Below are 25,862 nucleotides of genomic sequence, written 5' to 3' on the forward strand. Positions count from 1 at the left end.
CCTCACAGCGGGGGCTGCGCCGGGGCCGGGCCCAGGGTCGTCGTACCCGGGGCCGTGCGGTGGCCGAGACCGGTGCGGTAGGCGTCCAGGGCGGCCTCCACGCGGCCGGTGCGGCGGAACAGGTCGCCGAGGAGGCGGCACAGGTCGGCCAGGTCGCCCGCGGCGCCCGCGCGTTCCAGCAGGCTGAGCGCGCGGACGTAGTGCTCCTCGGCGGCCTCGGTGTCCCGGGCGTCCTCGGCGATGATGCCGAGCAGCCGGTGGGCCGCGGCGGCGTGCACCGCGCCGCGCTCGGAGGAGAAGTCGCCGAGGACGCCCTGCAGGAGGACGGCGGACTCCTCGGACTTGCCGCGCCGGTGCAGCACGTCGGCGAGTTCCACGGCGGCCTGGCTGCGGTACAGGGCCGCCCGGCTCTGCGCCAGCATGGCGTGCGCCTGGCGCAACTCGGCCTCCGCACGCTCCAGTTCGCCGTTCTGCGCGCACACGTACCCGCGCATCCAGTGGCAGTTGGCCAGCTCGGTGCGCAGCCGCAGCCGGCCGTACAGCTCGGCCGCCTTGGCGAGGGAGGCGTCGGCCTCGGCGACCCGTCCCTCGGCGATCAGGGTGCGGGCCACCGAGCGGTGCATCCGGGCGATCAGCGCCGGGTCGCCGGACTGCGGGGCGAGCGCGAGCGCGAACTCGGCGGCCTGGGCGGCGCGGGCGTGCGCGCCCATGTCCATGTACGGGCCGATGACGCTGGCGTAGAGCAGGAGCAGGGCGTCGGGGTCGTGCAGTCCGCCCCGGTTCAGCTCGTCGAGGGCGGACTCCAGGAGGTAGACGGAGTACCGGAGTTCGCCGGCGAGGTAGTGCGCGACCGCGCGGCCCCGCACGGCCGGGACGCGCACCGGCAGCGACTCGTCCGCCAGGCGCCGCTCGGCCCGTTCGAAGAACTCCCGCGCACGCTCCAGCTCACCGGTCTCCAGCGCGCATTCGCCGAGCCCGAGCAGCGCGGTCGCCTGCTCGCGGTCCAGGGCGTGGGTCTCCGCCCGGTCCAGCAGCGCCGCGTACTGGACGGCGGCCTCCTCGGCCCGTCCGTCGGCGAGGATCCGCTGGGCCTCGGTGAGCGCCAGCCTCAGGTCGGTGGCGAGGTGCGCGGGCCGGCCGACGGCCAGCTCCTCGAAGGCCACGCCGAGCCGGCCGGCGATGTGCCGCAGCGCCTCGTCGGAGGCCCGCACCCGGCCCGCCTCCAGGGTGGAGATGTAGGCGGGCGTGTAGGCAGGCTCCGCGAGCTGCCGCTGGGTGAGTCCCCGCTGGGTGCGCAGCTGCTGCACGCGCTGCCCTATGACCACCGGGTCGTCCCGCTCCGGCATCCCCGCACCCCCAACTCCCCTGGCGCCTCTTGCCGTTGGCACCGCTCACCCCCTAGGTTAAACGGAGGATTAAGTGTGCTTAATACGTCGCTGTTGTGTTGCGAGGTCGCCGTGCCGGGACGTACAACCGCACCCTACGGAAACACCACCGTGCGCAGAGCCGTGGCCGCAGCCGTGATAGCCGCGACGGCCCTGATCCTCGCGGCGAACGCCGGCCCGGCCCATGCGGCGAACCCCGGCCGGACCGCCGAGACCCAGCAGGCGGCGCCCGCACGGCACGGTTAGGCCCCGAACGGCAGCCTGTGGGCGAGGCCGCCGGAGGCCTACCCTCGCGTCATGACCTCTGCCGCCGCCCGTGCCGCCCTGGCCCTGACCGCCGACCTGCCGGTGCCGGACCTGGAAGACCTCTACCGCGACCTGCACCGCCACCCCGAGCTGTCGCTGACCGAGCACCGGACCGCCGGGAAGCTGGCCGAGCGGCTGGCGAAGGCCGGGTACGAGACGGCGCAGGGCGTCGGCGGCACCGGGGTCGTGGGGCGGCTGGCCAACGGGGACGGGCCGACCGTGCTGCTGCGGGCCGACATGGACGCGCTGCCCGTCAAGGAGGAGACCGGGCTGCCGTACGCCTCGCGGACGGACGGCGTGATGCACGCCTGCGGCCACGACCTGCACGTCACCTGGCTGACCGGCGCCGCCGCCGCGCTCGCGGCCGGACGGGACGCCTGGGCCGGCACCCTGCTGGTCGTCGGGCAGCCCGCCGAGGAGAGCGGGCAGGGGGCGAGCCGCATGCTCGCGGACGGGCTGTACGAGCGGTTCGGGCGGCCCGACGTCCTGCTCGGCCAGCACGCCGTGCCCGGCCCGGCGGGCCTGTACCCGCACTCGCCGGGGCTGATCCTGTCCGCCGCGACGGACGTGGACATCGTGGTGCACGGCCGGGGCGGGCACGGCTCGCGCCCGGAGTCCACCGTGGACCCCGTCGTCACCGCCGCCTATCTCGTGACCCGGCTGCAGACCGTGGTGTCCCGGGAGATCGCCGCCGGCGAGTCCGCCGTACTGACCGTGGGCCGGATCGAGGCCGGCACCCGGCACAACATCATCCCGTCCGAGGCGCGCATCTCGCTGAACCTGCGCACCCAGTCCGAGTCGGTACGGCAGCGGATGCTGGAGGCGATCCGGCGCATCGCGCGCGGCGAGTGCCTGGCCGCCGGCTGCCCGCGCGAACCCGACGTCACCCTCGGCAACACCTTCCCGGTGACCGTCAACGACGCGGACACCGACGCCAGGGTCGCCGCCGTGCACGGGGAGGTCTTCGGCGCGGGCACGGTGTTCGACCCGGGCCCGGCGATGGGCAGCGAGGACTTCCCGCAACTCGCGCTGGACAACGCGATTCCCTACTCGTACTGGTTCGTCACCACGACGCCCGCCGAGGTCTGGGACCGGGCGCCCGGCGACAGCCTGCCGGAGAAGTTCGCGGCCGTGCCGAGCAACCACAGCCCGCACTTCGCTCCCGATCTCTCCGTGATCGCCCCGGGCGTCCGCACGCTGGTCTCGGGGGCGCTGGCGCTGCTGCCGGAGGCATGACCCGGTCCTCGCTCACCCGCCGTACGAGGCCGGTCGTCCTCAGGGGGCGGTGGCCTGCAGCTGCCGTAGCTGACGGCGGACGTTCTCCAGCGCGCCCTGCCGCCGCCCCGGCACCCGCAGCCTCAACTCGGCTAGCTCGGGCCCGAGTTCGCGCGCCCGCGCAGGGTCCGCGATCCGCGTCCACTGATGGTGCGCGCGGTCCACGGCCGCCTCGACGGCGGGCGCGTCCACGGCCTGCCCGGCGGCCAGCCGCCTTCGGGCGACCGCCAGCCAGGCGCGGCAGCTGCGCACCGCGTCCCCCGCGAACATCGCGAGATCGGCGCGCACTTCGGCCCAGTGCAACGCCTCCTCGGACACCGCCCCCCGCGCCCCTACGGCACGCTCCTCGTACCGGGCGGCAAGAGCCTCGGCCTCCTCGTGCCGCCCGCTCCGAACGGCGGCGCTGATCAGGGCGTGGGGGTCCTGGCCGGGGGTGGGCGCCGGGAGGTGCGGGGTCGGGGTGCCGGGGCGGGGCGCCTGGCTGTTGCCGGGCGGTACCGGCTCCGTGGCGTGCGCATCCCGGGCGGCCGTGGGCGAGACGGGGCCGGCGGCACGCGTCTCCTGCCCGGCCCCGGACGGGACCGGCAGCGCGGCGGGCGGGGGCGAGCCGATGGGGGCCGGGGGTGTGGGACCGGTGCCGGGCACGAGCGGGGCAGGCCGGCCGGGTCGGGTGGGTGCGTAAGCGAACGGAGGCCTGGCACCGCCGGGCAGGGACAGCAGCAGGTCACGGCCGGCGCCGGCGTCCGCGATGCGGGCCAGCGCCTGCTCGTGCAGCTGCGGGAGCGGCGGCCGGTAGCCGCTGCGCAACAGCGTGGCCACCGCCTTCATGTACGCCGGCTCGGCCACCCCGCGCCGCCCGGCGACAGGGGCGACACGGCCGTACACCGCGGCGTTGGCCCCGCAGTCCAGCCCGCGCTCGGCGACGTGGCGCCAGGCCTCCGCATCCGCGTGCAGGTCCACGACGAGCGCGGTGTCCGCGGCGGACCGCAACCGCAGCTCCTCGCGTACCCAGTGCCACGGCAGCGCGGTGTAGCGCACCGTGGCCGGCGTGGTGCGGGCCAGCGCGAGATGCGGCAGCCGCTGCCGCCGGTCCAGCTGCAGTTGCCCGGCGACGTACACGGTCAGCGGCCCCGGCGCCGCAGCGGCGGCCCGCAGCCGGGTCAACACGGCCTGCGGCTCCAGCGGATCGGCGAGTTCGACGACGTTCGCGGTGTCGCTACCGGACAGCACGGCGGGTGCGACGGCGGCCAGCACCGGCAGCACCCCGGCCGCGTCCACCAGGCGTCCCCGGCCCAGCGGCGAAGCCGCGAGCAGCAGCACGGTTCCGGGCATCGTCCCTCCCCCTGTCGGACCCAGATCGGCTCTCCAGCCAGCACCGTAACCGCTGCGGCTGCAAACGCGCGCCCCACCGAGGCGACAGGCCCGCAATCGCCCCTCTTCACCCCCTTCGCCTCCCGCGCCTCCGCCCACTCCGTCACCCATCGCCCACCCGCAGCCGCCATCAGGCCGGCGATCGCGTCTCACCCTCGTCGCCCTCCCTGCCCTCCTCTCCCCCCGCCGCTCGCAGGCGCCGTACGGCGAACACCGTGGTGTCGTCGGCCAGGCCGCCCCGGCAGTGGTGGAGTACGCCGTCCCGGACCCGGCGGACCAGTGTCCGGGGGTTGGTCTGCGCCGGGTCGGTGGTGACCGCAGCGGTGATGTCCTTGACCAGCGGATAGAAGGCGCCCCCGCGGTCGCGGGCCTCGGTCACGCCGTCGGTGACCAGCAGCAGCGTCTCGTCGTCGGCCAACCGCACCCGGTGCACCGGCGGCAGCCCGCCCCCCAGGTCGCCGAACCCGATCGGCAGCCCGTCGCCGCTGGGCAGTTCGCGGAGCCCGCGCGGGCCGACGGCGAGCGCCGCCTCGTGACCGAAGTTGACCAGCTCGATGTTCCCGGGACCGCCCTCGGGAAAGCCGATCAGCACGGCGGTGGCGAACCGGTCGCCGTCGTCCCGGCCGAGCGCGGCGACGTGCCACCGGTGCCGCAGCATCCGGGTCTCCAGCCGCTCGGCGACGGTCGCGAGTTCCTTCTCGTGGTAGCCGGCCTCCCGGAACGTGCCGAGCAGCGCCGCCGCCGTCTCCACCGCGCCGAGCCCCTTGCCCTGTACGTCACCGACGAGGACCCGGGGGCCGTGCGGGCTGGGCTGGATGTCGTAGAAGTCGCCGCCGACCCGGGCGTCGACGTCCGCGGCCAGATAGACCCCGGCGTGCTCGAGACCGGCCCAGGGCGTCGGCAGCGGACGCAGCACGGTGCGCCGGGTCGTCTCGGCGATGTCCTGGATGTGCAGGTCATGCCGCTCCTTGCGCATCCGCGCCGCCGAGGCCACCACGGCCAACAGGCCGCCGAGCGCGACCAGGATGAAGTCGGCGAGCCCGGCCCGGTACTGGTGAGGCCAGGCGCTGTCGACCGCGATGAACGCCACCACCGCCAGCACGGCGTAGCAGCCCGTCGTCCACACGCCGCAGATCGCGGCGGCCGTGCCCGGAACCAGCACGATCCAGGAGACGATCCGGAACCGCTCGCTGGTGCCGAAGTCGAGCAGCACGATCCCACCGAGCAGCAGCAGCGGGGACACCAGGGCGACGTTCCGGCCGTACCCGTGCAGCGGTTGCCGCCGCCGGCCGTACTCCATCTCCGTCACGCGGGGCAGCCTCCATGTTCCTCGGTTTCCCAGCGAAACACGCGAGCGAAGCCGTCGCATCCGGGCACCCGTCACCCTCCTGGCCGACTTGCCGGGCCGCGCCTCCCGGTGTGCTCTGGAAGCCGGGGGCGAGGAGAGAGAGGAGTGCTCTCATGGCTCAAGCGGCACCCGCGCCGGGTGGCATGCCCCGCCCCGGCCGTACGGGTTCGATCGAGCGCCGGACCTCCGGCGTCCCCGTCCGTCCGCCGGACGTCTTCGACGCGCGCACGCACCGCATCGCGCACATCGCCGTCCCGGTGGTGCTGGGCCTGGTCTACGGCTACTGGGTCGCGGCCAACGCCCGCCAGGGCGGCCCCGTCACCGGCGGCAACCTGCTGCTCGGCTGGCTCAGCGCGCTGGTGTTCGCGGTGGGGTGCATCGCCCTGCTGACGCTGGCCCCGCGCATGCCCCGGGAGGTGCACGCGCTGCTGTGGACGGCCTTCGTCGGCATCGCCTTCGGCTTCCTCTACATCCAGACACCGCACTCGGTCTGGCGGGCGGTGATGATGTCGCTGGTCATCGCGGCATGCACCTTCGCCGCGTTCTTCTACCGCTACTACACGCGCGAGGACGCCTTCGGCCGCCGGGTCCGCTGAGCCGGGCCGAGCGGGCGGCCGTACGGGCCGGGAGCGGCCGGCACACGGCACGGCGACCGGGTCACGGGGCCGGCACACGGCACGGTGACCGGGTCAGGCGTGTACGACGGCGGCGTGGGCCCCGGTACGCCGTGACCCACGCCCGCCCTCCCGGGTTCCCCGCTTCCCTCACCCGGCCGTGGAACCCGGCCCGAGGACCGGACTCCCTCCCCACACCAGGAAACACCCGTTCGGGTGAACCCTCCACCGGAGAGCGGAGGCCCCGCTTCCCCCAGGAGTGCGGTCCTTCGCCCGAATGCAGTCGCCCCGCTCGCGGCCCCGCCCCGCAGGCCGTTGCCTGGAAGCGTGCCCCCACGCCTCAGGAGCGCCCTGTCGGCCGTACTGGTCGCGCTGTCCTGCCTCCTCGTGCCGTTCGGCACGCTGGCGGCCTGGGCGGCGTACGGTCTCGCCGACACGGGCCGGTACGTCACCACGATGGCGCCGCTCGCCGCCGACCCGAGCGTGCGGGAGGCCGTCGCGGACACGGTCGGCGACGGCATCCTGCGCGCGGTGGACCAGCACACGGACGTCCGCCCGGCCGGGGGTACCCCCTCCGGGGGAGGTTCGCTCCGTCCGTTCGTGCGGGACGCGGTGCGCTCCTTCACCCAGACCGAGGCCTTCCGACTCGCCTGGGACACCGGAAACCGGGTCACCCACGACGCGGTCCTGCGGGCCCTGCGCGAGGAGGACGACGAGTCGGCCGGACGCCCGGTCACCGTCGACCTCGCCCCCATCACCGATCAGGTCAAGCGGCAGCTGAGCCGGGACCACGTGCCGCTCGCCGCCCGCATCCCGGTGGAGCACACAGCGGTGTCCGTCCTCCCGGCGAGCCGGCTCGCCGCCTTCCGGAAGGGGTTCCACGTGCTCGAAGTCGCAGGTCTCTGGCTGCCGGTGGCGGCCGTCGCCCTCGCCGCCACCGGGATCGCCCTCGCCGTGCACCGCCGGCGCGCCGTCGCCGCGACCGCGCTGGGCACCGCCCTGGGCGGGGCCCTGCTGTCCCTCGCCGTGGCCGTCGGCCGCGGCCTCACCCTCGCCGACCTGCCCGCGGACGTGCCCCATCCGGCGGCCGGCGCGGTCTACGACGCCCTCACCGCGAGCCTGCGCACGGCCTCCTGGCTGCTGCTGGGGCTGGGCCTGGCGGTGGCGCTGACGACCTGGCTGACCCGCCGTCTGCGCCTGGGCCGCCCGGCCCGGCCCCGGCCCCCGTCCGGCCCGGGCACCCCACCACCGCCCCCGGTCCACGCGCCGACCCGGGCCCGGACCTGACCGCTGGGCCAGGGCCGGGACACCGGAGAAGCCGGAACGCTCCGCGCCCCGGCATCCGGTACGGGACCCTCTGTCCCCACGGTGCGGACAGCCGGCGTCCCCACCCTGTGGACAGCCGGCGTCCCCCACCCTGTGGACAGCCGACCGAGGACTCCCCACCCGCCGAAGCCGCCGCGCGCACAGGCCCCGACCGCGCCCGAGGACACCCGGATCCCGGACCTTGGGGGAGGCCGACCCGCCCACGGCGCAACCAGCGCCCCCCTCCGGCCCGGTCACGCCCTGGCGCCCGCCCGAACACCCCCCGTACGCTCGCCCCGTGAACCGTCGCCGCGGACGCAGGCTCGGCGCCTGGTGTGCCGGACTGCTGCTCGCCGGGGTCGGTGCGGTCGCCGGCTGCCGGGCCGCCGGCACCGACGGTGTCACCCCGGTGCCCCAACTGCTCGCCTTCCTGCCCTGGCTGCTCGTGCCGACCGGCTTCGCCCTGCTGTGCGCGCTGCTCGCCCGCTGGTGGCCGGGCCTGGTGTGCGGGGCCGTCGTCCTCGGCGTGCTCGCCTGGTACGTGCGGCCGTACGGCGGCGCCGCCGACCCCGGCGGCCCGCCGCTCGCCACCCTGCGCGTGCTGACCTCCAACGTGGAGTTCGGGCGCGCCACCCCCGCCCTGGTGCCGCTGATCCGCGACCGCCGGCCGGACGTCGTCTTCGTCGAGGAGTGCGAGTTCGCCTGCCAGGGCACCCTGGAGACCGAGTTCGCGGCCGCCTACCCCTACCGGCGGGCGGTCCGCGCGGCCGGCTCCCACGGCTCGCTCATCCTCAGCCGCTATCCCTTGAGACCGACGGCCGGTGTCCCCGGCACCATGGGCATGCCCGGTGCGCTCGCGGACGTGCACGGCACCGCCGTACGCCTCCAACTCGCCCACCCCATGCCCCCGCTGCCCGGCCAGGTCGGCCTGTGGCGCCGGGAACTCGGCGCGCTCCGCGCCTTCGCCGCCGCCGGCCGGAACACACCCACCGTCCTGGCCGGCGACTTCAACGCCACCCGGGACCACGCCGCCTTCCGCCGCATCCTGGACACCGGCCTGACCGACGCCGCCCGCCTCGCCGGACCCGGCCTTGCCGCCAGCTGGCCCGCGCGCACCGCGTCCGTCTTCGGCGCTCAGATCGACCACGTCCTGCTCTCCCCGGACTTCACCGCGGCCGACGCCCGCTTCCTGCGCGTGACCGGCACCGACCACCGCGCCCTCGTCGTGGACGTCACCCTCCACCACCGCGGCTGACTCCGCCCCGACCGGTCGGCGCGCGACCGCGACACGCCCTCGCACCGGCGCCGGACCGAGGCGGCCGACCAGCGCCCCGCCGGGACCCGGACGAGCGCCACACCACTACGACCCCTCGCCGGACGGGCGCCACACCACTACGACCCCTGGCCGGACCGGCGCCCGGACCTGGGACGACTCCGGCCCCCAGGGAACGAACCGGTGATAATGGCCGCATGTCGCGCGAGTTCCCCGTCGGCCTCACCCCTCCCGACTGGCTGGTGCGGAACCTGCGCCCCGAGCAGGCCCCGGTCAACAAGGCCGCCGTGGCCCGGGCCGCCGTCGCGATGGCCCTCCCCCTGGTGCTCGGCTTCGCCGGCAGTCACCCGGCGTACGGCGCCCTGGCCTCCATGGGCGCCCTGTCCGGCGTCATCGGCGACACCGCCGACGCCTACCGCATGCGCATCCTCAACATCGCCGTACCCCAGCTCTTCGGCGCGGTCGGCGTGACCCTGGGCACGCTGGTGTACGGGCACGGCTGGTACGCGGTCGCCACCGTCACCGGGATCGCCCTGGTCTCCGGCATGATCTCGACGATCGGCGCGGTGGCCTCGGTCTCGGGCCTGCTCCTCCTGCTGAACTGTGTGATCGGCGCGGGCCTCCCGCTGCCCCGCCCCTGGTGGCTCGCCGCCACCCTGATGACCGGCGGCGGCCTGCTCGTCCTGCTCCTCGCCCTGCTGGCCTGGCCGTTGCGCTCGGGCGTACCCGAACGCACGGCGGTCGCCGCCACCTACCGCACGGTCGCGGCCCTGCTGGCCGTCTCCGGCACCGACCGCACCGAGGCGTACGAGGAGGCCCGCCGGACGGTCACCCAGTCCCTGAACCAGTCGTACGACCTGATCCTTGGCCGGCGCGCCCGCCACCACGGCCGCAGCCGCGAACTCACCCGGCTGCTCGCCCAGTTGAACGCGATCACGCCCGTGATGGAGGTGGCCCCCGCGGCCCATCTGGCGGGCCGCCCCCTGCCGCCGCAGGTCCCCGAGGCGGTCGGCCACCTCGCCCGGGCCGTCGAGACCGGCTACACGGGCCCGATAGCCCTGGACCTGCCGCTCCCGACGACCGAGACGGCGCGCGCCGTGGACCACGCCCTGCGCCACACCGCGGCGGTGGTGACGGCCCCCGACACGGACCCGCGGGGAATCGACGACCCCCTCGGCCGGCCGCCGGCACTGGGCATCCGCACGGCGCGAGCGGCCCGCAACGTCGTCCTCTCCGCCAACTCCTGGCGCTACGGCGTACGCCTGGCGCTCTGCATCGCCGTCGCCCAGGCCCTGGTCTCCCTGGTCCCGGTCCCGCGCTCCTACTGGGTGGCCCTGACGATCACGTTCGTGCTCAAGCCCGACTTCGGCTCGGTGTTCTCCCGGGCCCTGCTGCGCGCCCTCGGCACGGTGGCGGGCCTGGTGATCGCGGCGGTGGTGCTGGCGGAGGTCCCGCTGGGCTGGTGGGACGTACCGGTGATGCTCGTGCTGGCCCCGCTGATCCCGGCCCTGACCCCACGGGGCTACGGCTACCAGACGGCGGCGATCACCCCGGTGATCCTGCTCCTCTCCGACCTGCTGAACCACCAGGGCACGGCGCTGCTCCTGCCCCGCCTGACGGACTCGCTCCTCGGCTGCGCCATCGCCCTGACCGCCGGCTACCTGCTCTGGCCGGAGAGCTGGCGCACCCGCGTGGGCGACCGCCTCGCGGACGCGGTGGCGGACACGGCCCGGTACGTGGAGACGGCGTTCGGCGCCGACGGCGACCCTGCCGCCCGGGCCCGTATGCGCCGGCGGCTCTACCGCGACCTGTCGGTGATCCGTACCGAGTTCCAGCGGGCCCTGACCGAGCCGCCGCCGACCGGCCGGCGCGCGGCGGCGTGGTGGCCGCTGGTCGTGGCGGTGGAACGGATCGTCGACGCGACGACGGCGGCCCGCGTCCGGGTGCGGCACGGGGCGCCGCCGCCGTCCCCGGCCGAGATCGCCCACGTGGTGATGCAGCTCAGGGAGTTGTCGGAAGGCGTACGGGACGCCGACGTGCTGATCCCGGTCCGCACCGATCTCACCGGTCCCGCGGGCAGTGTCCTCGAACCGCTGCGGCAGGAGGTCGCCGCGGCCCGGTCGATCGCTTCCCCCCACTGAGCCCTTCGCTAACCTTACGTGTCCGTCCTGGCCAGGGATCGACGGGCATCAACTCACGAAGGGTTGCGCACATGGGCATTCTCACTCTCCTGCGGAACGCGTTCAGCCGCTCACGCAAGGGACGCGCCACACCGGCAGAGGATGCGAACTCCCTGCACAGGGGGGCGGAAGAGCCGGCGAAGGCGGAGGCCGCCCAGCCGGAGGAGTCCGCGTCCCGCCCCGCGAAGCCGGAGGAGCAGGCCCCCCGGCCCACGCAGCCCGAGCGGCCGGCCGCCTCCCTCCCCGCCCAGCAGCAGGCCCCCGCCGAGGCCGAGCCCACCACCCCGACCGTGCCCGAGCCCCGCCGCGAGGAACACGAACTGGTCTCCGCCGTCTTCGACAGGATCCAGGTCCCCCGCCCGGCAGAACCGCACAGCAACTCCTCCACCCCGGAAACCCCCGAGCCGGAGACCCCCGAGCCGAAGGCCGAGGAGCCCGAGGCTGCGGCGGAGCCGGAAGCCGAGCCCCAGCCGGTCGCGGAGAAGCCCGAACCGGGGGCGGAGCCGGAGGCCGAGCCTCAGCCGGTCGCCGAGAAGCCTGAAGCCGAGCCGGAGCCGGTCGCGGAGAAGCCGGAGACCGAGCCGGAAACCGAACCTCAGCCCGCCGCCGAGAAGCCGGAACCGGAAACCGAGCCGGAAACCGAGCCCCAGCCGGTCGCAGAGAAGCCTGAAGCCGAGCCGGAAGCCGAACCTCAGCCCGTCGCCGAGAAGCCCGAACCGGAGGCCGGGCCCGAGGCCGAACCTCAGCCGGTCGCAGAGAAGCCTGAAGCCGAGCCGGAAGCCGAACCTCAGCCCGCCGCCGAGAAGCCCGAACCGGAGGCCGGGCCCGAGGCCGAACCTCAGCCGGTCGCGGAGAAGACCGAGACGGAAGCCCAGCCAGAACCGCAGCCGGAAGCGGAGCCGGAGACCGAGCCTCAGCCGGTCGTGGAGACGGCGCCGGCCGAAGACACCCCCGCCGACGCCGACGCACCCCGCAAGACGACCCCCGCCACCACCCTCGCCAAGGTCAAGTCCCGCGCCCCCTCCCTCACCGCCGCCTACAAGGCCGCCACCACCGCCCTCAAGAAGCACGACCTCACCGGCACCCGAGCCAGGATCTACCTCGTGCTGGACCGGTCCGCGAGCATGCGCCCGTACTACAAGGACGGCTCCGCGCAGGCCCTCGCCGACCAGACCCTCGCCCTCGCCGCCCACCTGGACCCCGAGGCGACGGTCCACACCGTCTTCTTCTCCACGGAGATCGACGGCACCACCGACCTCACCCTCACCCCGGACCACGAGACCAAGATCGACGACGTGCACGCCGGCCTGGGCCGCATGGGCCGTACCAGCTACCACGCCGCCGTGGAAGCCGTACTCGCCCACTACGACAAGCACACGGAACAGACGGAAGGGAACGAGACCCCCCGCACCCCGGCCCTCGTCGTCTTCCAGACCGACGGCGCCCCGGACGCGAAGACCCCCGCGACGCAGGCCCTCACCGATGCCGCGGCGTCGCACCCCGCCGTGTTCTTCTCCTTCGTGGCCTTCGGGGAGCACGACAACAAGGCCTTCGACTACCTCCGCAAGCTGAAGACCTCCAACACGTCCTTCTTCCACGCGGGCCCCGCTCCCCGCGAGCTGACGGACGCGGAACTCTACGAAGGTGTACTGGCCGCCTGGCGGCCGTGACCGTCCGTGATTCCGGGGCCGCCCTTTCCCACCCGGCACATCCCACCCAGCAAAACGGGAAACGGGCGGCCCACCCCTGTCGGCTACGATTTCAAGGTTCGAAACCGCAGAAAACGCAGCGACCTGGGAGCAGCCACGATGGCTCGACACCTCATCACCAGCGCCCTTCCCTACATCAACGGGATCAAGCACCTGGGCAACATGGTGGGGTCCATGCTCCCGGCGGACGTGTACTCCCGGTACCTCCGCCAGCGCGGCCACGACGTCCTGTACATCTGCGCCACCGACGAGCACGGCACCCCGGCCGAGCTGGCGGCGAAGGAGCAGGGCCTGCCGGTGGAGGAGTTCTGCGCCCAGGCGCACGACGCGCAGAAGGCCGTCTACGACGGCTTCCAGCTCGCCTTCGACTACTTCGGCCGCAGCTCGTCCGCGGAGAACCGCGAGATCACCCAGCACTTCGCCCGCAAGCTGCACGAGAACGGCTTCATCGAGGAGCGGGCGATCCGCCAGGTGTACAGCCCCACCGACGGCCGCTTCCTCCCGGACCGCTACGTGGAGGGCACCTGCCCGCACTGCGGCTACGACAAGGCCCGCGGCGACCAGTGCGAGAACTGCACCCGCGTCCTGGACCCGACCGACCTGATCAACCCGCGCTCGGCGATCTCCGGCAGCACGGACCTGGAGGTCCGCGAGACCAAGCACCTGTTCCTCCTGCAGTCGAAGCTGGAGAACGAGGTCCGCGAGTGGGTGGCCCGGCACGACAAGGACTGGCCGCAGCTGGCCTCCTCCATCGCCCACAAGTGGCTGACCGAGGGCCTGCACGACCGCGCGATCACCCGTGACCTGGACTGGGGCGTCCCGGTCCCGGCCGACACCTGGCCGGAGCTGGCGGCCGAGGGCAAGGTCTTCTACGTCTGGTTCGACGCCCCGATCGAGTACATCGGCGCGACGAAGGAGTGGGCCGACCAGGACCCGGAGAACCGCGACTGGAAGTCCTGGTGGTACGACGCGGACGACACCGTGCGCTACACCGAGTTCATGGCCAAGGACAACGTCCCCTTCCACACGGTGATGTTCCCGGCCACCGAGCTGGGCGTGCGCGAGCCGTGGAAGAAGGTCGACTACGTCAAGGCCTTCAACTGGCTGACGTACTACGGCGGGAAGTTCTCCACCAGCCAGAAGCGCGGTGTCTTCACCGACCAGGCGCTGGACGTCCTGCCGGCCGACTACTGGCGCTACTTCCTCATCGCCAACGCGCCCGAGTCTGACGACTCGTCCTTCACCTGGGAGCACTTCACCGCCACGGTCAACAAGGACCTCGCCGACACGCTCGGCAACTTCGTCAACCGCGTGCTGTCCTTCTCGAAGAAGCGCTTCGGCGAGGAAGTGCCGGCCGGCGGCGAGCCCGGCGAGGCGGAGACCCGGCTGGGCGAGGAGATCGCCCGCCTCCTCGGCGAGTACGAGGAGCAGATGGAGGCGATGCAGTTCCGCAAGGCGGCCGCGGCCCTGCGCGCCCTGTGGTCGGCGGGCAACTCCTACCTGGAGGAGAAGGCCCCCTGGCTGCAGATCAAGACGGACAAGGACGCCGCTGCCCTCACCCTGCGCACGGCGATGAACCTGATCCACCTGTACGCGGTGGTCTCCGAGCCGCTGATCCCGGCCACGGCCAAGGTGATGCGCGCGGCCTTCTCCCTGCCGGACGACGCCGCCACCTGGGTCACCGCGGACGAGGCCAGGTCCCTCGCCTCGGTCCCGTCCGGCACCCCGTTCACGGTCCCGCCGGTCCTCTTCGCCAAGCTGACCGACGAGGACCTGGCGGCCTACAAGGAGCGCTTCGGCGGCGAGGAGGCCTGACCCGGTCTGCCTCCTCCTGAACCATGCGCCTCCTCCTGAATCAGGGGAACAGGGGACATCGCCGCGCATGTCACACCTAAACTTTTACGATCGCTGCGTCAGTGCGTGTGGGTGAAGGCGGGGGATCAGGGCGATGGTCATGCAGGCTGCCAGAGCGGAAGCGGTGTCCGGCTCCCCTGTTCCGGCCCCGGGCCAGCGCGTGACCGTACGGAACCGCCCCTGGGTCGTGACCGACGTCCTCCGCTCGACCGCCGCGAGCGATGATCCGGCACGTGCCGCGGAAGCCGCTCCCAGCCACCTGATCACCCTGTCGTCGCTGGAGAGCGACGGCCGGGACGAGGAACTGCGGGTGGTCTGGGAGCTGGAGCAGGCCACGGACGTCCACGACCAGTACGAGCTGCCCTCGCCGGAGACCGGCTTCGACGATCCGGGCCGCCTGGACGCCTTCCTGGACGCGGTGCGCTGGGGTGCGATCGCCTCGGCCGACAAGACGGCCCTCCAAGCGCCGTTCCGTTCAGGCGTCGAGATCCAGGACTACCAGCTGGACCCGGTGGTCCGCGCCCTGTCCATGCCGCGCACGAACCTGCTGATCGCGGACGACGTCGGTCTGGGCAAGACGGTCGAGGCCGGCCTGGTGATGCAGGAGCTGATGCTGCGCCACCGCGCCCGCTCCATGCTGATCGTCTGCCCCGCCGGCCTGACGCTCCAGTGGCGCGACGAGATGCGCGACAAGTTCGGCCTGGACTTCCGCATCGTCAACACCCGGATGCTGCGGGAGCTGCGCCGCTCAGCCGGCCTGTACGCCAACCCGTGGACCCACCACCCGCGCCTGATCGTCTCCATCGACTGGCTCAAGCGCGAACGCCCGCTGCGGATGCTGCGGGAACTGCTGCCGCCGGTGCCGGAGTACCCCCGGGCGTTCGACCTGCTGGTCGTGGACGAGGTGCACACCTGCGCGCCCTCCGGCACGGGGAAGTACGCGGTGGACTCGCAGCGCACCCGCGCCGTGAAGCTGCTCGCGCCGCACTGCGAGCACCGCCTCTTCCTCTCCGCGACCCCTCACAACGGCTACCTGGAGTCCTTCACCGCGCTCCTGGAACTCCTCGACGACCACCGGTTCGCCCGTGGCGTCAAGCCGTCCGAGGAGCAGCTGCGCCGGGTGATGGTGCGCCGCATGAAGTCGGACCTGCCGCCGCTGTGGAACGGCAAGCCGCGCTTCCCCCGGCGGGTGCCGCACGCCCTGGAGGTCGACTACAGCGACGCGGCGCGGGAGGCGTACGCCAAGCTCGCGGAGTACGCGCGCTCGCGCCGCGACGGCCAGGGGGACGGGAAGGCCGGCCGGACGGCCGCCGACTTCGTGACGACCCTGCTGAAGAAGCGCTTCCTGTCGTCGCCGAAGGCGTTCGCGGAGACGATCAGCACCCACCTGAAGACGATGACGTCCCGCCAGGCCGGGCCCGCGGACGATCCGGCCCCGAGCGTCCGGGTGCTGCGGCCCCTGATCGACGGCGTCGAGGAGGCGGAGGAGGAGAGCGAGCAGGAGCAGGCCGAGGCGGCGGCCCGGGCCCTGACCGCCGCCCGCCAGGCCATGCGCCCGCTCTCCGACCACGAGCACAGACTGCTCAGGGAACTCGACGCCTGGGCCGTGGACGCCGGGAAGCGGCCGGACGCCAAGTTTGCCCGCTTCCGGGAATGGCTGGACGGCATCGTCTGTCCCGACGGCCCGCTGGGCGACTGGGAGCCGGAGCGGGTGATCGTCTTCACCGAGTACCGCGACACCCAGCGCTGGCTGTACGGACAGCTGATCGCCGCCGGATACCCGGCGGAGCGGATCGCGCAGCTCTACGGCGGTCAGGACCAGGAGGAGCGGGAGCAGGTCAAGCAGGTCTTCCAGGAGAGCCCCGACCTCTCCCCCGTCCGTATCCTGCTCGGCACCGACGCGGCCAGCGAGGGCATCAACCTCCAGGCGCACTGTCACCGGGTGCTGCACTGGGAGATCCCGTGGAACCCCAACCGGCTGGAGCAGCGCAACGGCCGAGTGGACCGGCACGGGCAGAAGGCCGACCAGGTGGACGTCTACCACTTCGTGCCGCGCGGCTGGCAGGGCTTCGACCCGGCCCACGACCATCAGACGGACTCCGGCTACGAGGACGGCGCCCTGGAGGACGAGCTGCACTTCCTCGCCGTCGCAGCCCGCAAGACGGAGCGGATCCGGGAGGACCTGGGCAGCGCGGGCGAGGTGATCGCCGCGCAGGTCGAGCAGAAGATGCTGGGCCGGCGTTCGAGCTGGACCACCGCCGACGCCGAGATCACGAAGCGGTCGGGCAAGGCCGTCCTGAAGGTCGAGCGCGACCTGGCCCGCGACCTGGAACGCCTGGTGGAGGCGCTGTCCGAGAGCCGTCAGCAGCTGCATCTGCACCCGGAGACCGTCGAGCGGGTCGTCCGTACGGGCCTGATGCTCGCCCACCGGAAGGACCTCACCGAGGTCCCCGACCCCCGGCCCGACCGGGCCGCCCGCTGCTTCCGCCTGCCCGAGCTGCCCGGCGCCTGGGCGCGGGCCCGCAACGACGGCCTGCGCCACCCGCTCACCGGCAAGGAGCGCCCGGTCGTCTTCGACGAGGCGGAGGCCCGCGACCGCACGGACGTGGTGCACCTGCACCTGGGGCACCGCCTGGTCCAGATGTGCCTGCGGCTGCTGCGGGCGGAGCTGTGGTCGAGCGGCGCGGGGGCCCGCCTGTCCCGGGTGACGGCCCGGGTGGTGCCGGACGGTGCGCTGCGGCAGCCGGCCGTGGTCGCGCACGGCCGCGTGGTCATCACCGGCAGCGGCGGGACGCGGCTGCACGAGGAGGTGATCACGGCGGGCGGGCTGATCGAGGGCGGCAAGTTCGTCGCCGGGAAGATGGAGGACGTCGACAGGTGGCTGGCCGAGGCCACGGAGGAGCTGCCCGCCGAGGGCGTCCTCACCGAGCTGACCGACCTCTGGCCGCAGCTGGAGGACCGTCTCGCCCGCGCCTTGCAGAACCGGGCGAACCGGCGCTTCCGCTCACTTGAGACCATGCTCGCCGAACGGTGCGAGCAGGAGGTCGAGGGCATGCGTGCGGTCCTGGAGGACCTGGGCCGCTCGATCCGGGCGCGGCTCGACGACACCGGGCACTGGCAGCAGGAGTCGCTCTTCGACATCGACGACGAGCGCCGCCAGCTGCGCGCCGACCGCGAGGCGCTGCTGGAGCGGCTGCGGAGGCTGCCGGAGGTGACGGAGACGGAGACGGCCGCGCTGCGCCGCCGCTGGGCCGATCCATCCCCCCGCTGGTTCCCGGTCGCCGTGACCTTCCTCGTCCCCCGTTCCCTCTCCGCCACCGCCCGCCAGGAGAACCGCTGATGCCGACCGCCGCCCGCCCTGCCAGGAAGGTTCCGCCGAAGGGCTCGGTCCCCACCCCTGCCCAGCAGCACGAGGACTGGCTGCGGCTGCTGCGGCCCGACGGCCCGTTCGTCTCGCTGCCGGTGCTGGTCGGGGCGTTCCCGCAGGGCCTGGACACGATCCCGCCCGAGACATGGGAGCGGCTGCGGCAGGCCTGGGCGGAGGTCCAGGAGGACCCGGCGCTGCTGCGCTCCGCGTGGGAGCAGTTCGTCCTGGCGGAGCTGCTGGGCTGGCGGGCGCCCGGCCTGCGCGAGGGCGCGGCGATCCCCGAGTCGCTGCGGGCCGGCGCGAACACCCCCGACGCGGTGCTGGTCGGCCCCGGCCGGTCCGGCGGGCTGGCCCCGCGCGCCCTCTTCTTCCGCACGGACGACTGGGAGGGCCCCCTCAACCGCCCGCGCGGCGAACAGCCCGGCCTCGCCGACCGCGCGGCCGAGCTGTGCCGCGCCCGCGAGGTGCCGCTCGCCCTGCTGACGAACGGCCGCGAGTGGGCCCTGGTCCACGCCCGCCCGAAGGAAGCGACGACCATCGCCGTCTTCGACGCGGACCTGTGGACCGAGGAACCGATCCTCGCCCGCGCCTTCACCAGCCTGCTCACCGCGAGCCGTGTGATCCGCCCGCCGCAGGACGCCGAGGGCAAGCCGACCGACTCCACGGCGGGCCTGTTCGCCCGCACCGCCGACGCCCAGTCCGAGGTCACCGACACCCTGGGCCGCCAGGTGCGCGAGGCCGTGTCCCTGCTGGTGGCGGAGCTGTCCCGGCTGGACCGCGAGTCGGGCGGCGACCTGCTGCGGGGCGTACCGGCCAAGCAGGTCTACGAGGGCGCGCTCACCGTGATGATGCGCCTCGTCTTCCTCCTCTACGCCGAGGAACAGCGCCTGCTGCCCTCCGGAGACGAGCTGTACGACGCCTCGTACGCCATCGGCCCCCTCCACGACGAGCTGGCGAAGGCGCAGAGCCTGCACGGCGACGAGCTGGGCGACCGGGTCGAGGCGACCTGGCCGCGCCTGCTCGCGGTGTTCGCCGCGATTCACGGCGGCAGCACCCACGACCAGCTGTGGATCCCGCCCTACGGCGGCTCGCTGTTCGACCCGTCCCGCTTCCCCTGGCTGGTCCCGGCCAAGGTCACGGACCGGGTGGTCTACGAGATCCTCGACGCCCTCCTCACCCTGCGCGCCCGCAAGGGCTTCAAGGGCAGGGAACGCCTGTCCTACAAGGGCCTGGACGTCGAGCAGATCGGCCATGTCTACGAGGGTCTGCTGGAGTACGGCTGCCACTGGGCGGAGGAACCCTACGTCGGGGTCTCCTTCGGCCGGGACAGGAAGTACGAGGCGGTGCTGCCGCTGACCCGCCTGGAGGAGTGGTCGGCGGCCGGGACGCTCGCAGAGCAGGTGGCGGCGGCGACGGGCACGAAGCCGGCGACGGTTCAGGCGGCCCAGGCCAAGTCCGGCACGGTGACGGTCGAACTGGAGACGGCGTGCGGCAGTGACCCGGCCCTGGTCGAGCGGGCGGCTGCCTTCTCCGGCCTGTACGGCACGGACCTGCGCGGCGAGCCGAAGGTGTGGCCGGCGGGCTCGATCATCATGGTCCGCTCCGGCAACCGGCGTGACACCGGCACGCACTACACGCCGAAGGCGCTGGCGGAGGAGGTCGTCGAGCACACGCTGGCACCGCTGTGCTACTCGCCGGGTCCGGCGGAGGGCGCGGACCCCGGTGTCTGGCGGCCGAAGAAGGCCGAGGAACTGCTGAAGCTGCGGGTGCTGGACCCGGCGATGGGTTCGGGAGCGTTCCTGGTGTCGGCGTGCCGGTACCTGGCGGACCGGGTGGTGGAGGCGTGGCTCCGGGAGCCGGAGCTTCCGCCGGAGATCACCCGGGACGTGGACCGGGACGACCACGAGCAACTGCACCAGATCGCCCGGCGGTTGGTGGCCGACCGGTGCCTGTACGGGGTCGACCGCGACCCCATGGCCGTGGAGCTGGCCAAGCTGTCGCTGTGGCTGGTCACGCTGGCGAAGGGGCGGCCGTTCTCGTTCCTGGACCACGCGCTGCGGTGCGGGGACTCGCTGATCGGCGTCATCGACGTACGCCAGGTCAGGCAGTTCCATCTGGACTGGCAGGACCGGCAGTTGAGCCCCGAGGTCGCACGGGCACTGGAGAACACGGAGTCGCTGCTGTCGCAGGCCGCAGATCTGCGGCGCCAGATCGAGTCGACGGCGGTCACGGACATCCGCGTTGTGCGGGACAAGGCCGACCTGCTGGCGAAGGCGGAGGCCCTGAGCGGCAAGCTGCGGCTGGCGGCCGATGCCGTGGTGGGCGCGGCTCTCGCTGCCGAGGGCATCTCCGACGAGGAGGCGTCCGAGATCACCGGCGAGGAGAACGTCGGCGGGGCGCGGGGGGCCGCGCGGTTCCGGGACGCCAAGGAGGACGCGAAGAGCCGGGCCTACCGGAACCGGCTGGAGGCTGTGGCGGGGCTGGTCGCTACGGCGCTGGGGGACGATGACGAGGTCGCGGCTGAGGCTGCGGCTGAACGGGCCCGGGAGATCGTGGAGGGGTGGCTGAAGGGGCCTCGGGCGGAGGCGGTTCGGCCGTTGCATTGGCCTTTGGAGTTTCCTGAAGTTATGGGGGTGGGGGGCTCTGCTGGATTCGATGTCGTGGTGGGAAATCCGCCGTTCATCGGTGGACAGAAGCTGACGGGAGCGTTGGGGCAGGACTATCGCGAGTACCTGGTCAATCGGATTGGCGGCGGCAAGCGGGGGAGCGCGGACCTGTGCTCGTACTTCCTGCTGCGCTACCTGTCGCTGGCGCCAGGTCGTCGCACGGGGATCATCGCCACGAACACTATTGCCCAGGGCGATACCCGTGAGGTGGGGCTGGATCAAGCGACGACAGATGGGTGGGCGTTGTACCGGGCGGTGAAGGCGCAGCCGTGGTCCGGCACTGCTGCCGTGGTCGTATCGCTCCTGTGGCTGGCCGGGAAACTCGGGCAAAGTGAGGCTCCCGTGTTGGACGGCAATGAGGTGCAGGGGATCACGCCAGGACTGGATCCGGCGTCTCGGGCGTCGGGTGTGCCACATCGTTTGGTGGCGAACGAGGCACAATCGTTCCAAGGGGCAATCGTGCTGGGTAAGGGGTTCATCCTCACTCCCGAAGAGGCTCAGGAACTTATCGGGAAGAACCCCAGGAACGCGGAGGTTATTCGTCCCTACCTCAACGGAGAAGACCTGTATCAGCGTCCGGGTTGTACAGCGAGTCGCTGGGTCATCAACTTTGAGGACTGGCCTCAGAAAAAGGCTGCGGAGTATGCAGAAGCGTTCGCAATCGTAGAGCGAGACGTGAAGCCGGTTCGAGCGCGGAACAAGAGAGCGGCGCGTCGCGAACGGTGGTGGCAGTTCGCCGAGCGTGCCTCCCAGTTGTACGAGGCGATCTCGGACATGGATCGCGCCATCGTGATCGTCCGGCATAGCAAGTCGCTGATTCCCAGCCTGTTGCCAACTAACCAAGTTTTCTCGGAAGCAGTGTCGGTGATTGCCACGTCGTCGACCGCTCAGCTTGCACTCCTGTCCAGCACACCACACGTGGCCTGGGCCTGGCATTGGGGCTCCAGCCTAAAAGGTGACCTCCGCTACAACCCGTCGGACATCTATGAGACATTCCCCCGCCCTGACGAAACATCGCGTCTTCACCGGGCAGGAGCAGTACTGGAAGCAGCCCAGCATGCTGTGATGTCAGCCCAAGACATGGGTCTCACCGACGCCTACAAACTCGTCCACTCCAAGTCTGAGTCCGCCCCCGACATCGAAGCGATCCGCCGAGCACATATTGAGGTGGACCAGGCCGTCGCCGCGGCCTATGGCTGGACCGATCTCGACCTCAAGCATGGGTTCCACACCACGCCGCAGGGCGTTCGCTTCACCATCGCGTCGGACGTCCAGACAGAGATCCTGGATCGGCTTCTTGAGCTGAACCACGCCCGCTACAAGGAAGAAGTGGAGAAGGGCCTGCACACGCCCGAGGCTAAGCGGCGACGCGCTGCCGCTCGTAAGGCCAAGGCAAAGGCTCGGGCCGCCGCGCGTAAGTCCAGTACCGCTTCGGGGGACTTCGACGACGGCGCGTTGTTCGCTCAGCCCGACGCGCTCTTCTGAGCCGTACGGCAATGCCCCGCGCCCGGTGGCGACCACGGGGCAGTCAGTCGGGAGGTCAGCTCTCGGACGCGTACGCCACGAAGTCTGCCCAGGCCTCCGGCGCGAGGGCGAGGCGGGGGCTGGCGTCCCGGTACTTGGAGTCGCGGACGTGGATGGTGTCGGGGGTGGTGGCGACCTCCACGCAGGAGTTGCCGTCGCCGCTGCTGCTGTAGCTGCTCTTGAACCACGCCAGCGTGGAGCCGTCGCCGGGGGTGGGGTTGCCGCTCATGTTTCTCCAAGCATCTGCTCGATGAAAGCCCGCGACTCTCGGGGCGTGAGCGCCTGGGCCCGGATCATGCTATAGCGCAGGTCAAGGATGCGGATCTGCTTCGGATCAGTCACCGGGCGACCGTTGAACGCCCCCTCGGAGCGCCCTACCGCCGTACCGTCCGGGAACTTCAGCACCTCGATGATCCCGCCCGTACCGAAGTGTTCCTCGACGTCTGTCGGCATGACCTGGATTGACACATTCCGCAACTCCCCCAGCTCAAGCAAGCGTTCGAGCTGTTGACGCCACACCATTCTGCCCCCGACCGGCCGCCGGAGCGTCGACTCTTCCTGGACGAAGCTGAGCGTCGGCGCGGGTGACCGCTCGAAGATCGAACGGCGAGCCATGCGCGCTGCCACCATGCGCTCCGTCTCCTCGTCCGAGTAGGCAGGAAGCCACGCGCCGAAGAGCGCCCGCATGTGCTCCTCGGTCTGCAACAGACCGGCGATGTTGCTGTTCTCGTACACCCCGATCTCGACCGCCCGCGCCTCCATCTGCGCCAGATCCCGCACCTTCTTCGGATACCGGACCTTCGCCACATCCTCCTTCATCGCGGCGAGCAGCCCACCCGCCCCCAACACCTCGTCCGCCCTGTCCAGATACTCGGGCCGGGGAATCCGCTTCCCGCTCTCGATCTTGTAGACGAGATCCTCGCCGTACCCCACGGCCTTCCCGAAGTCGCCGGCGCGCATCCCCACCGCCTCGCGCCGCAGCTTCAACTGCCGCCCCACGGTGGCGACCACGGCCACGCCCCACTCGTCGTCCGGGTCCACCTCCCACCCCGGCTCGTCAGCCTCGGTCCTCAGCTGCCGAACCTCGCCGTCCACCGACATGCGCGCGCCCCTCCGTCGTACCGCCTCGTGCCAGCCACGCCCTACCCGTACGCGACGGCCCGACAAGCCCGGACAGCACCGGACAACGACCGGACAGTCACCGTACGCAACCACGACGTCACTCCCCACGGTAGGCATATCCGGCCACGCTGAGTGACGTGAATCAGAAACTCCCCCAACCCGGCAGCCCCATCCGCAACTTCAGCGTCCTGCTGTCCCCCACCCCCCGAGGCGCACGCCTCGCCCGACTGCTCGCCACGGAACAACTGCGCACCTGGGGGATCTCGTTGGACCCGGCGCGGCTCATCGTGGCCGAACTGGCGAACAACGCCGCCACCCACGGCCGCGTCCCCGGCCGGAACTTCCGGCTCCTGCTCTACGTGGTCGGCCAAACCCTCCGCATCGAGGTGACGGACACACGCGGTGACCGGATTCCGCACCGCCAACCCGCCGGCCTGACCGCCGAATCCGGCCGCGGCCTGACCCTCGTCGCCGCTCTCGCCGACCGCTGGGGCGTCACCCACGGCCTGCCACCCCGCAAGACCGTCTGGGCCGAACTCACCTTCCCCGCCCCGCAGTCACCGGAACATGAAAGCCCACTCTCCGGTCCGACCTGCGCTCCCTATGCACTACCCACCGGGGAGAAAGAACCCCACCAAACCCCACCCCTCCCTCCCGCCGGGCAAACTCACCCCCGCGAGTGAATATGCCCAAGTGGGCTGGATTTGGGACCGGTTGCCTGCCCTACGCTCAGCGCCAGCAGCACCCAACAACCCCAGACATGCGACGGCCCTCGCCGGGACTGGCATCCCAGTGCGAGGGCCTGACCACCGAGGAAGATTGGCCCTTCCCGATGGACACCGAAAACCCTAGCGCGCCCTCGCGCGCCCAGTCCCGTCTCCGGGGCAAAAACCACCCCGACGGGCACCGGACCGCCGGCGTCGTCCACGACCACGTCCGCCACACCGAGAACTTCACGGTGATCGGCAACGACCTGGCCCAGCACCCGGAGCTGTCCCTGCTCGCCATCGGACTGGCCTGTTACATCCAGTCCGTCCGGCCGGGCACCGCCGTGGACATCAAGACCCTCGCCGCCCGCTTCCCCGAGGGCCCCACCCGGATCGCCGCCGCCCTGCGCGAACTCGAAACCCACGGCTACCTGCGCCGCACCCGCGAGCGCACCCCCACCGGCCGGATCGTCACCCGCACGGTCTCCTGCAACAGGCCCGGTCACCGCGCCGCCCGCGAGACGACCACCCGCAGGCCCGCCCGCCGCACGGCCCCGGACGAACCCGCGCCACGCAAGCGTCGCCTTCCCGCAGTCCCGAAGCCGTCGTACCCCGCGCCCGCCCTCCTCCAGACCGCCGTCGACGTCCTCGCCGGCCTGCGCCGCCACGACCCCCGCCTCCTCCTCTCCGCCACCGACGCCGAACACCTCGCCCCCGGTGTCGCCGCCTGGCTGGAACGCGACCTCACCCCCACCGCCGTACGCCACGCCCTGACCGAGAACCTGCCCAACGAGCCCCTGATCCGCCCGGCCGCCCTCCTCGCCCACCGCCTGACCGCCCAGCTGCCGCCCCCGCCGCCGTTCCGGCTCCCGGCCGCACCGGCCCCTGAGCCCCGGCACCCCCTCCAGACCTGCGACGGCTGCGACCGCGCCTTCCGGGCCCCCGCCCCGGGCCGCTGCCGCGACTGCCGATCCGATCTCCCGGAGGCCGCCTAGCATGGACGTGACGATCCTTGCCCCTGGGCACACACGAGGAGCGAGCGCCATGACCATCGCACCGGACAACGCGCGACAGGGCGCTTCACACCGCTACCGGGCCATGCGGGACTACGTTCAGTCCGCGGACGACACCCTGCCCGGCAAGTTCGAGATCACCCGGGAAGGGATCGTCCACGACATGATGTCGCCTGTCGGCCCTCATGAGCTGACCACCGTGCACCTGCGGAGGCGCCTGGAAAGGGTGATGCCGGAAGAGATCGTGGCTCACACGGGCGAACCGGATGTCGAGGACGAGTCCCAGGGCCTCATGCGCCGACCGGACATCATGGTGATCACCATGGAGGACATGGACGTCCCGGGCTCCTTCGACCCCCGTACTCTCATCGCCGCCGTCGAGGTCGTGTCCCGCTCCAACCCGGACAACGACTGGATCACCAAGATGCGCGACTACCCCCTGATGGGCATCCCCGTCTACGCGATCTTCGATCCCCGCACTGGCACCGGCGCGGTCCTGACCGACATCCACCCCACCCCCGACGGCCCCCGCTACGCCACCCGCAAGGACTTCGTCTACGGCGAGAACGTCACCATCGCCGACTGGACCATCTCCACCGAGGGCCTGCCTCGATACGAAGGAAGCAGCGACGAGCAGCGGTGAGCCCCACCCACGACGTACAGCACCCTGGGTTCTCCGCTGGGCCCGGGACATCGAGATCGCCCGCCGCCCCGAGCTGTCCGCTCGCTTCGAGCGCGCGCAGAGCAGGCTGGAGGCCGAAGATCCCGCCGTCGCCGAAGAAGCTCTTCGGGAGCTGGCCGCCGTACTGGACGAAGCCATGAAGGCAGTACGCGGTTGAGCTG

The 25,862-nt window shown here is 72.5% G+C and carries 18 protein-coding genes; 13 read left to right on the plus strand and 5 right to left on the minus strand.

Annotated elements, in window-relative coordinates; genetic code table 11:
* Positions 1-2: 2 nt before the first annotated feature.
* Positions 3-1,346: a tetratricopeptide repeat protein gene (locus tag OG956_RS16940; RefSeq protein WP_330338810.1), complete on the minus strand. Its 1,344-nt coding sequence runs from the start codon at positions 1,344-1,346 to the stop codon at positions 3-5.
* Between the two features lie 162 nt (positions 1,347-1,508).
* Between OG956_RS16940 and OG956_RS16945 the strand changes: the two genes are divergently transcribed.
* The gene (locus OG956_RS16945) at positions 1,509-1,631 is read left to right on the plus strand and encodes a hypothetical protein (RefSeq protein WP_330338811.1); all 123 of its coding nucleotides are present in this window, start codon (positions 1,509-1,511) and stop codon (positions 1,629-1,631) included.
* Positions 1,632-1,682: 51 nt separating this feature from the next.
* The gene (locus OG956_RS16950; RefSeq protein WP_330338812.1) at positions 1,683-2,927 is read left to right on the plus strand and encodes an amidohydrolase; all 1,245 of its coding nucleotides are present in this window, start codon (positions 1,683-1,685) and stop codon (positions 2,925-2,927) included.
* A 39-nt stretch (positions 2,928-2,966) separates the two neighbouring features.
* Here the strand turns inward: OG956_RS16950 and OG956_RS16955 are convergent, their stop codons facing one another.
* Positions 2,967-4,298 (minus strand): hypothetical protein, encoded by a 1,332-nt coding sequence (locus OG956_RS16955; protein WP_330338813.1) that lies wholly within the window; start codon positions 4,296-4,298, stop codon positions 2,967-2,969.
* 169 nt (positions 4,299-4,467) lie between these two features.
* Positions 4,468-5,637: a PP2C family protein-serine/threonine phosphatase gene (locus OG956_RS16960; RefSeq protein ID WP_330342867.1), complete on the minus strand. Its 1,170-nt coding sequence runs from the start codon at positions 5,635-5,637 to the stop codon at positions 4,468-4,470.
* A 161-nt stretch (positions 5,638-5,798) separates the two neighbouring features.
* On the opposite strand from OG956_RS16960, the gene OG956_RS16965 reads away from it, so the two are divergent.
* The 8 genes from OG956_RS16965 to OG956_RS17000 all read left to right on the plus strand — a co-directional run bounded on the left by OG956_RS16965 (position 5,799) and on the right by OG956_RS17000 (position 22,138).
* Positions 5,799-6,281, plus strand: a complete 483-nt coding sequence (locus OG956_RS16965) for a hypothetical protein (RefSeq protein ID WP_330338814.1) — start codon at positions 5,799-5,801, stop codon at positions 6,279-6,281.
* Between the two features lie 345 nt (positions 6,282-6,626).
* Positions 6,627-7,586 (plus strand): hypothetical protein, encoded by a 960-nt coding sequence (locus OG956_RS16970; protein WP_330338815.1) that lies wholly within the window; start codon positions 6,627-6,629, stop codon positions 7,584-7,586.
* A 316-nt stretch (positions 7,587-7,902) separates the two neighbouring features.
* Positions 7,903-8,859, plus strand: a complete 957-nt coding sequence (locus OG956_RS16975; protein WP_330338816.1) for an endonuclease/exonuclease/phosphatase family protein — start codon at positions 7,903-7,905, stop codon at positions 8,857-8,859.
* A gap of 215 nt (positions 8,860-9,074) precedes the next feature.
* The gene (locus OG956_RS16980; protein WP_330338817.1) at positions 9,075-11,018 is read left to right on the plus strand and encodes an FUSC family protein; all 1,944 of its coding nucleotides are present in this window, start codon (positions 9,075-9,077) and stop codon (positions 11,016-11,018) included.
* Positions 11,019-11,089: 71 nt separating this feature from the next.
* Positions 11,090-12,727, plus strand: coding sequence for a VWA domain-containing protein (locus tag OG956_RS16985; RefSeq protein WP_330338818.1), 1,638 nt, complete (start codon positions 11,090-11,092; stop codon positions 12,725-12,727).
* A gap of 138 nt (positions 12,728-12,865) precedes the next feature.
* Complete coding sequence (gene metG, locus OG956_RS16990) at positions 12,866-14,581, plus strand: methionine--tRNA ligase (protein WP_330338819.1); 1,716 nt, start codon at positions 12,866-12,868, stop codon at positions 14,579-14,581.
* A gap of 139 nt (positions 14,582-14,720) precedes the next feature.
* Positions 14,721-17,960, plus strand: a complete 3,240-nt coding sequence (drmD, locus tag OG956_RS16995; protein ID WP_330338820.1) for a DISARM system SNF2-like helicase DrmD — start codon at positions 14,721-14,723, stop codon at positions 17,958-17,960.
* A 122-nt stretch (positions 17,961-18,082) separates the two neighbouring features.
* Positions 18,083-22,138 carry an Eco57I restriction-modification methylase domain-containing protein gene (locus OG956_RS17000; protein WP_330338821.1) on the plus strand — a complete coding sequence of 1,352 codons (4,056 nt, stop codon included), beginning with the start codon at positions 18,083-18,085 and terminating at the stop codon, positions 22,136-22,138.
* A gap of 55 nt (positions 22,139-22,193) precedes the next feature.
* Here the strand turns inward: OG956_RS17000 and OG956_RS17005 are convergent, their stop codons facing one another.
* Entirely contained in the window at positions 22,194-22,406 is a 213-nt protein-coding gene (locus OG956_RS17005) for a DUF397 domain-containing protein (RefSeq protein ID WP_330338822.1), read from the minus strand.
* Positions 22,403-23,278, minus strand: a complete 876-nt coding sequence (locus tag OG956_RS17010; protein ID WP_330338823.1) for a helix-turn-helix domain-containing protein — start codon at positions 23,276-23,278, stop codon at positions 22,403-22,405. Before OG956_RS17010 ends, OG956_RS17005 begins: the two co-directional genes overlap by 4 nt.
* Before the next feature lie 158 nt (positions 23,279-23,436).
* Here OG956_RS17010 and OG956_RS17015 point away from each other — a divergent pair, with 158 nt between their 5' ends.
* The 3 genes from OG956_RS17015 to OG956_RS17025 all read left to right on the plus strand — a co-directional run bounded on the left by OG956_RS17015 (position 23,437) and on the right by OG956_RS17025 (position 25,662).
* On the plus strand, positions 23,437-23,982 hold the full coding sequence (locus OG956_RS17015) for an ATP-binding protein (protein ID WP_330338824.1): 546 nt from the start codon (positions 23,437-23,439) through the stop codon (positions 23,980-23,982).
* A 149-nt stretch (positions 23,983-24,131) separates the two neighbouring features.
* Positions 24,132-25,001 carry a helix-turn-helix domain-containing protein gene (locus OG956_RS17020; protein ID WP_330338825.1) on the plus strand — a complete coding sequence of 290 codons (870 nt, stop codon included), beginning with the start codon at positions 24,132-24,134 and terminating at the stop codon, positions 24,999-25,001.
* A 49-nt stretch (positions 25,002-25,050) separates the two neighbouring features.
* Complete coding sequence (locus OG956_RS17025) at positions 25,051-25,662, plus strand: Uma2 family endonuclease (protein ID WP_330338826.1); 612 nt, start codon at positions 25,051-25,053, stop codon at positions 25,660-25,662.
* Positions 25,663-25,862 lie beyond the last annotated feature (200 nt).

Origin of the sequence: Streptomyces sp. NBC_00557 (assembly GCF_036345995.1) — a bacterium.
GTDB lineage: Bacteria > Actinomycetota > Actinomycetes > Streptomycetales > Streptomycetaceae > Streptomyces.

Excerpts from the sequence above, each read along its gene's own strand:
- OG956_RS16940 (WP_330338810.1), bottom strand. The coding sequence starts at position 1,346 with ATGCCGGAGCGGGACGACCCGGTGGTCATAGGGCAGCGCGTGCAGCAG.
- OG956_RS16950 (WP_330338812.1), top strand. The coding sequence starts at position 1,683 with ATGACCTCTGCCGCCGCCCGTGCCGCCCTGGCCCTGACCGCCGACCTG.
- OG956_RS16955 (WP_330338813.1), bottom strand. The coding sequence starts at position 4,298 with ATGCCCGGAACCGTGCTGCTGCTCGCGGCTTCGCCGCTGGGCCGGGGA.
- OG956_RS16960 (WP_330342867.1), bottom strand. The coding sequence starts at position 5,637 with ATGGAGTACGGCCGGCGGCGGCAACCGCTGCACGGGTACGGCCGGAAC.
- OG956_RS16965 (WP_330338814.1), top strand. The coding sequence starts at position 5,799 with ATGGCTCAAGCGGCACCCGCGCCGGGTGGCATGCCCCGCCCCGGCCGT.
- OG956_RS16980 (WP_330338817.1), top strand. The coding sequence starts at position 9,075 with ATGTCGCGCGAGTTCCCCGTCGGCCTCACCCCTCCCGACTGGCTGGTG.
- OG956_RS16985 (WP_330338818.1), top strand. The coding sequence starts at position 11,090 with ATGGGCATTCTCACTCTCCTGCGGAACGCGTTCAGCCGCTCACGCAAG.
- metG (WP_330338819.1), top strand. The coding sequence starts at position 12,866 with ATGGCTCGACACCTCATCACCAGCGCCCTTCCCTACATCAACGGGATC.
- drmD (WP_330338820.1), top strand. The coding sequence starts at position 14,721 with ATGCAGGCTGCCAGAGCGGAAGCGGTGTCCGGCTCCCCTGTTCCGGCC.
- OG956_RS17005 (WP_330338822.1), bottom strand. The coding sequence starts at position 22,406 with ATGAGCGGCAACCCCACCCCCGGCGACGGCTCCACGCTGGCGTGGTTC.
- OG956_RS17010 (WP_330338823.1), bottom strand. The coding sequence starts at position 23,278 with ATGTCGGTGGACGGCGAGGTTCGGCAGCTGAGGACCGAGGCTGACGAG.
- OG956_RS17020 (WP_330338825.1), top strand. The coding sequence starts at position 24,132 with ATGGACACCGAAAACCCTAGCGCGCCCTCGCGCGCCCAGTCCCGTCTC.
- OG956_RS17025 (WP_330338826.1), top strand. The coding sequence starts at position 25,051 with ATGACCATCGCACCGGACAACGCGCGACAGGGCGCTTCACACCGCTAC.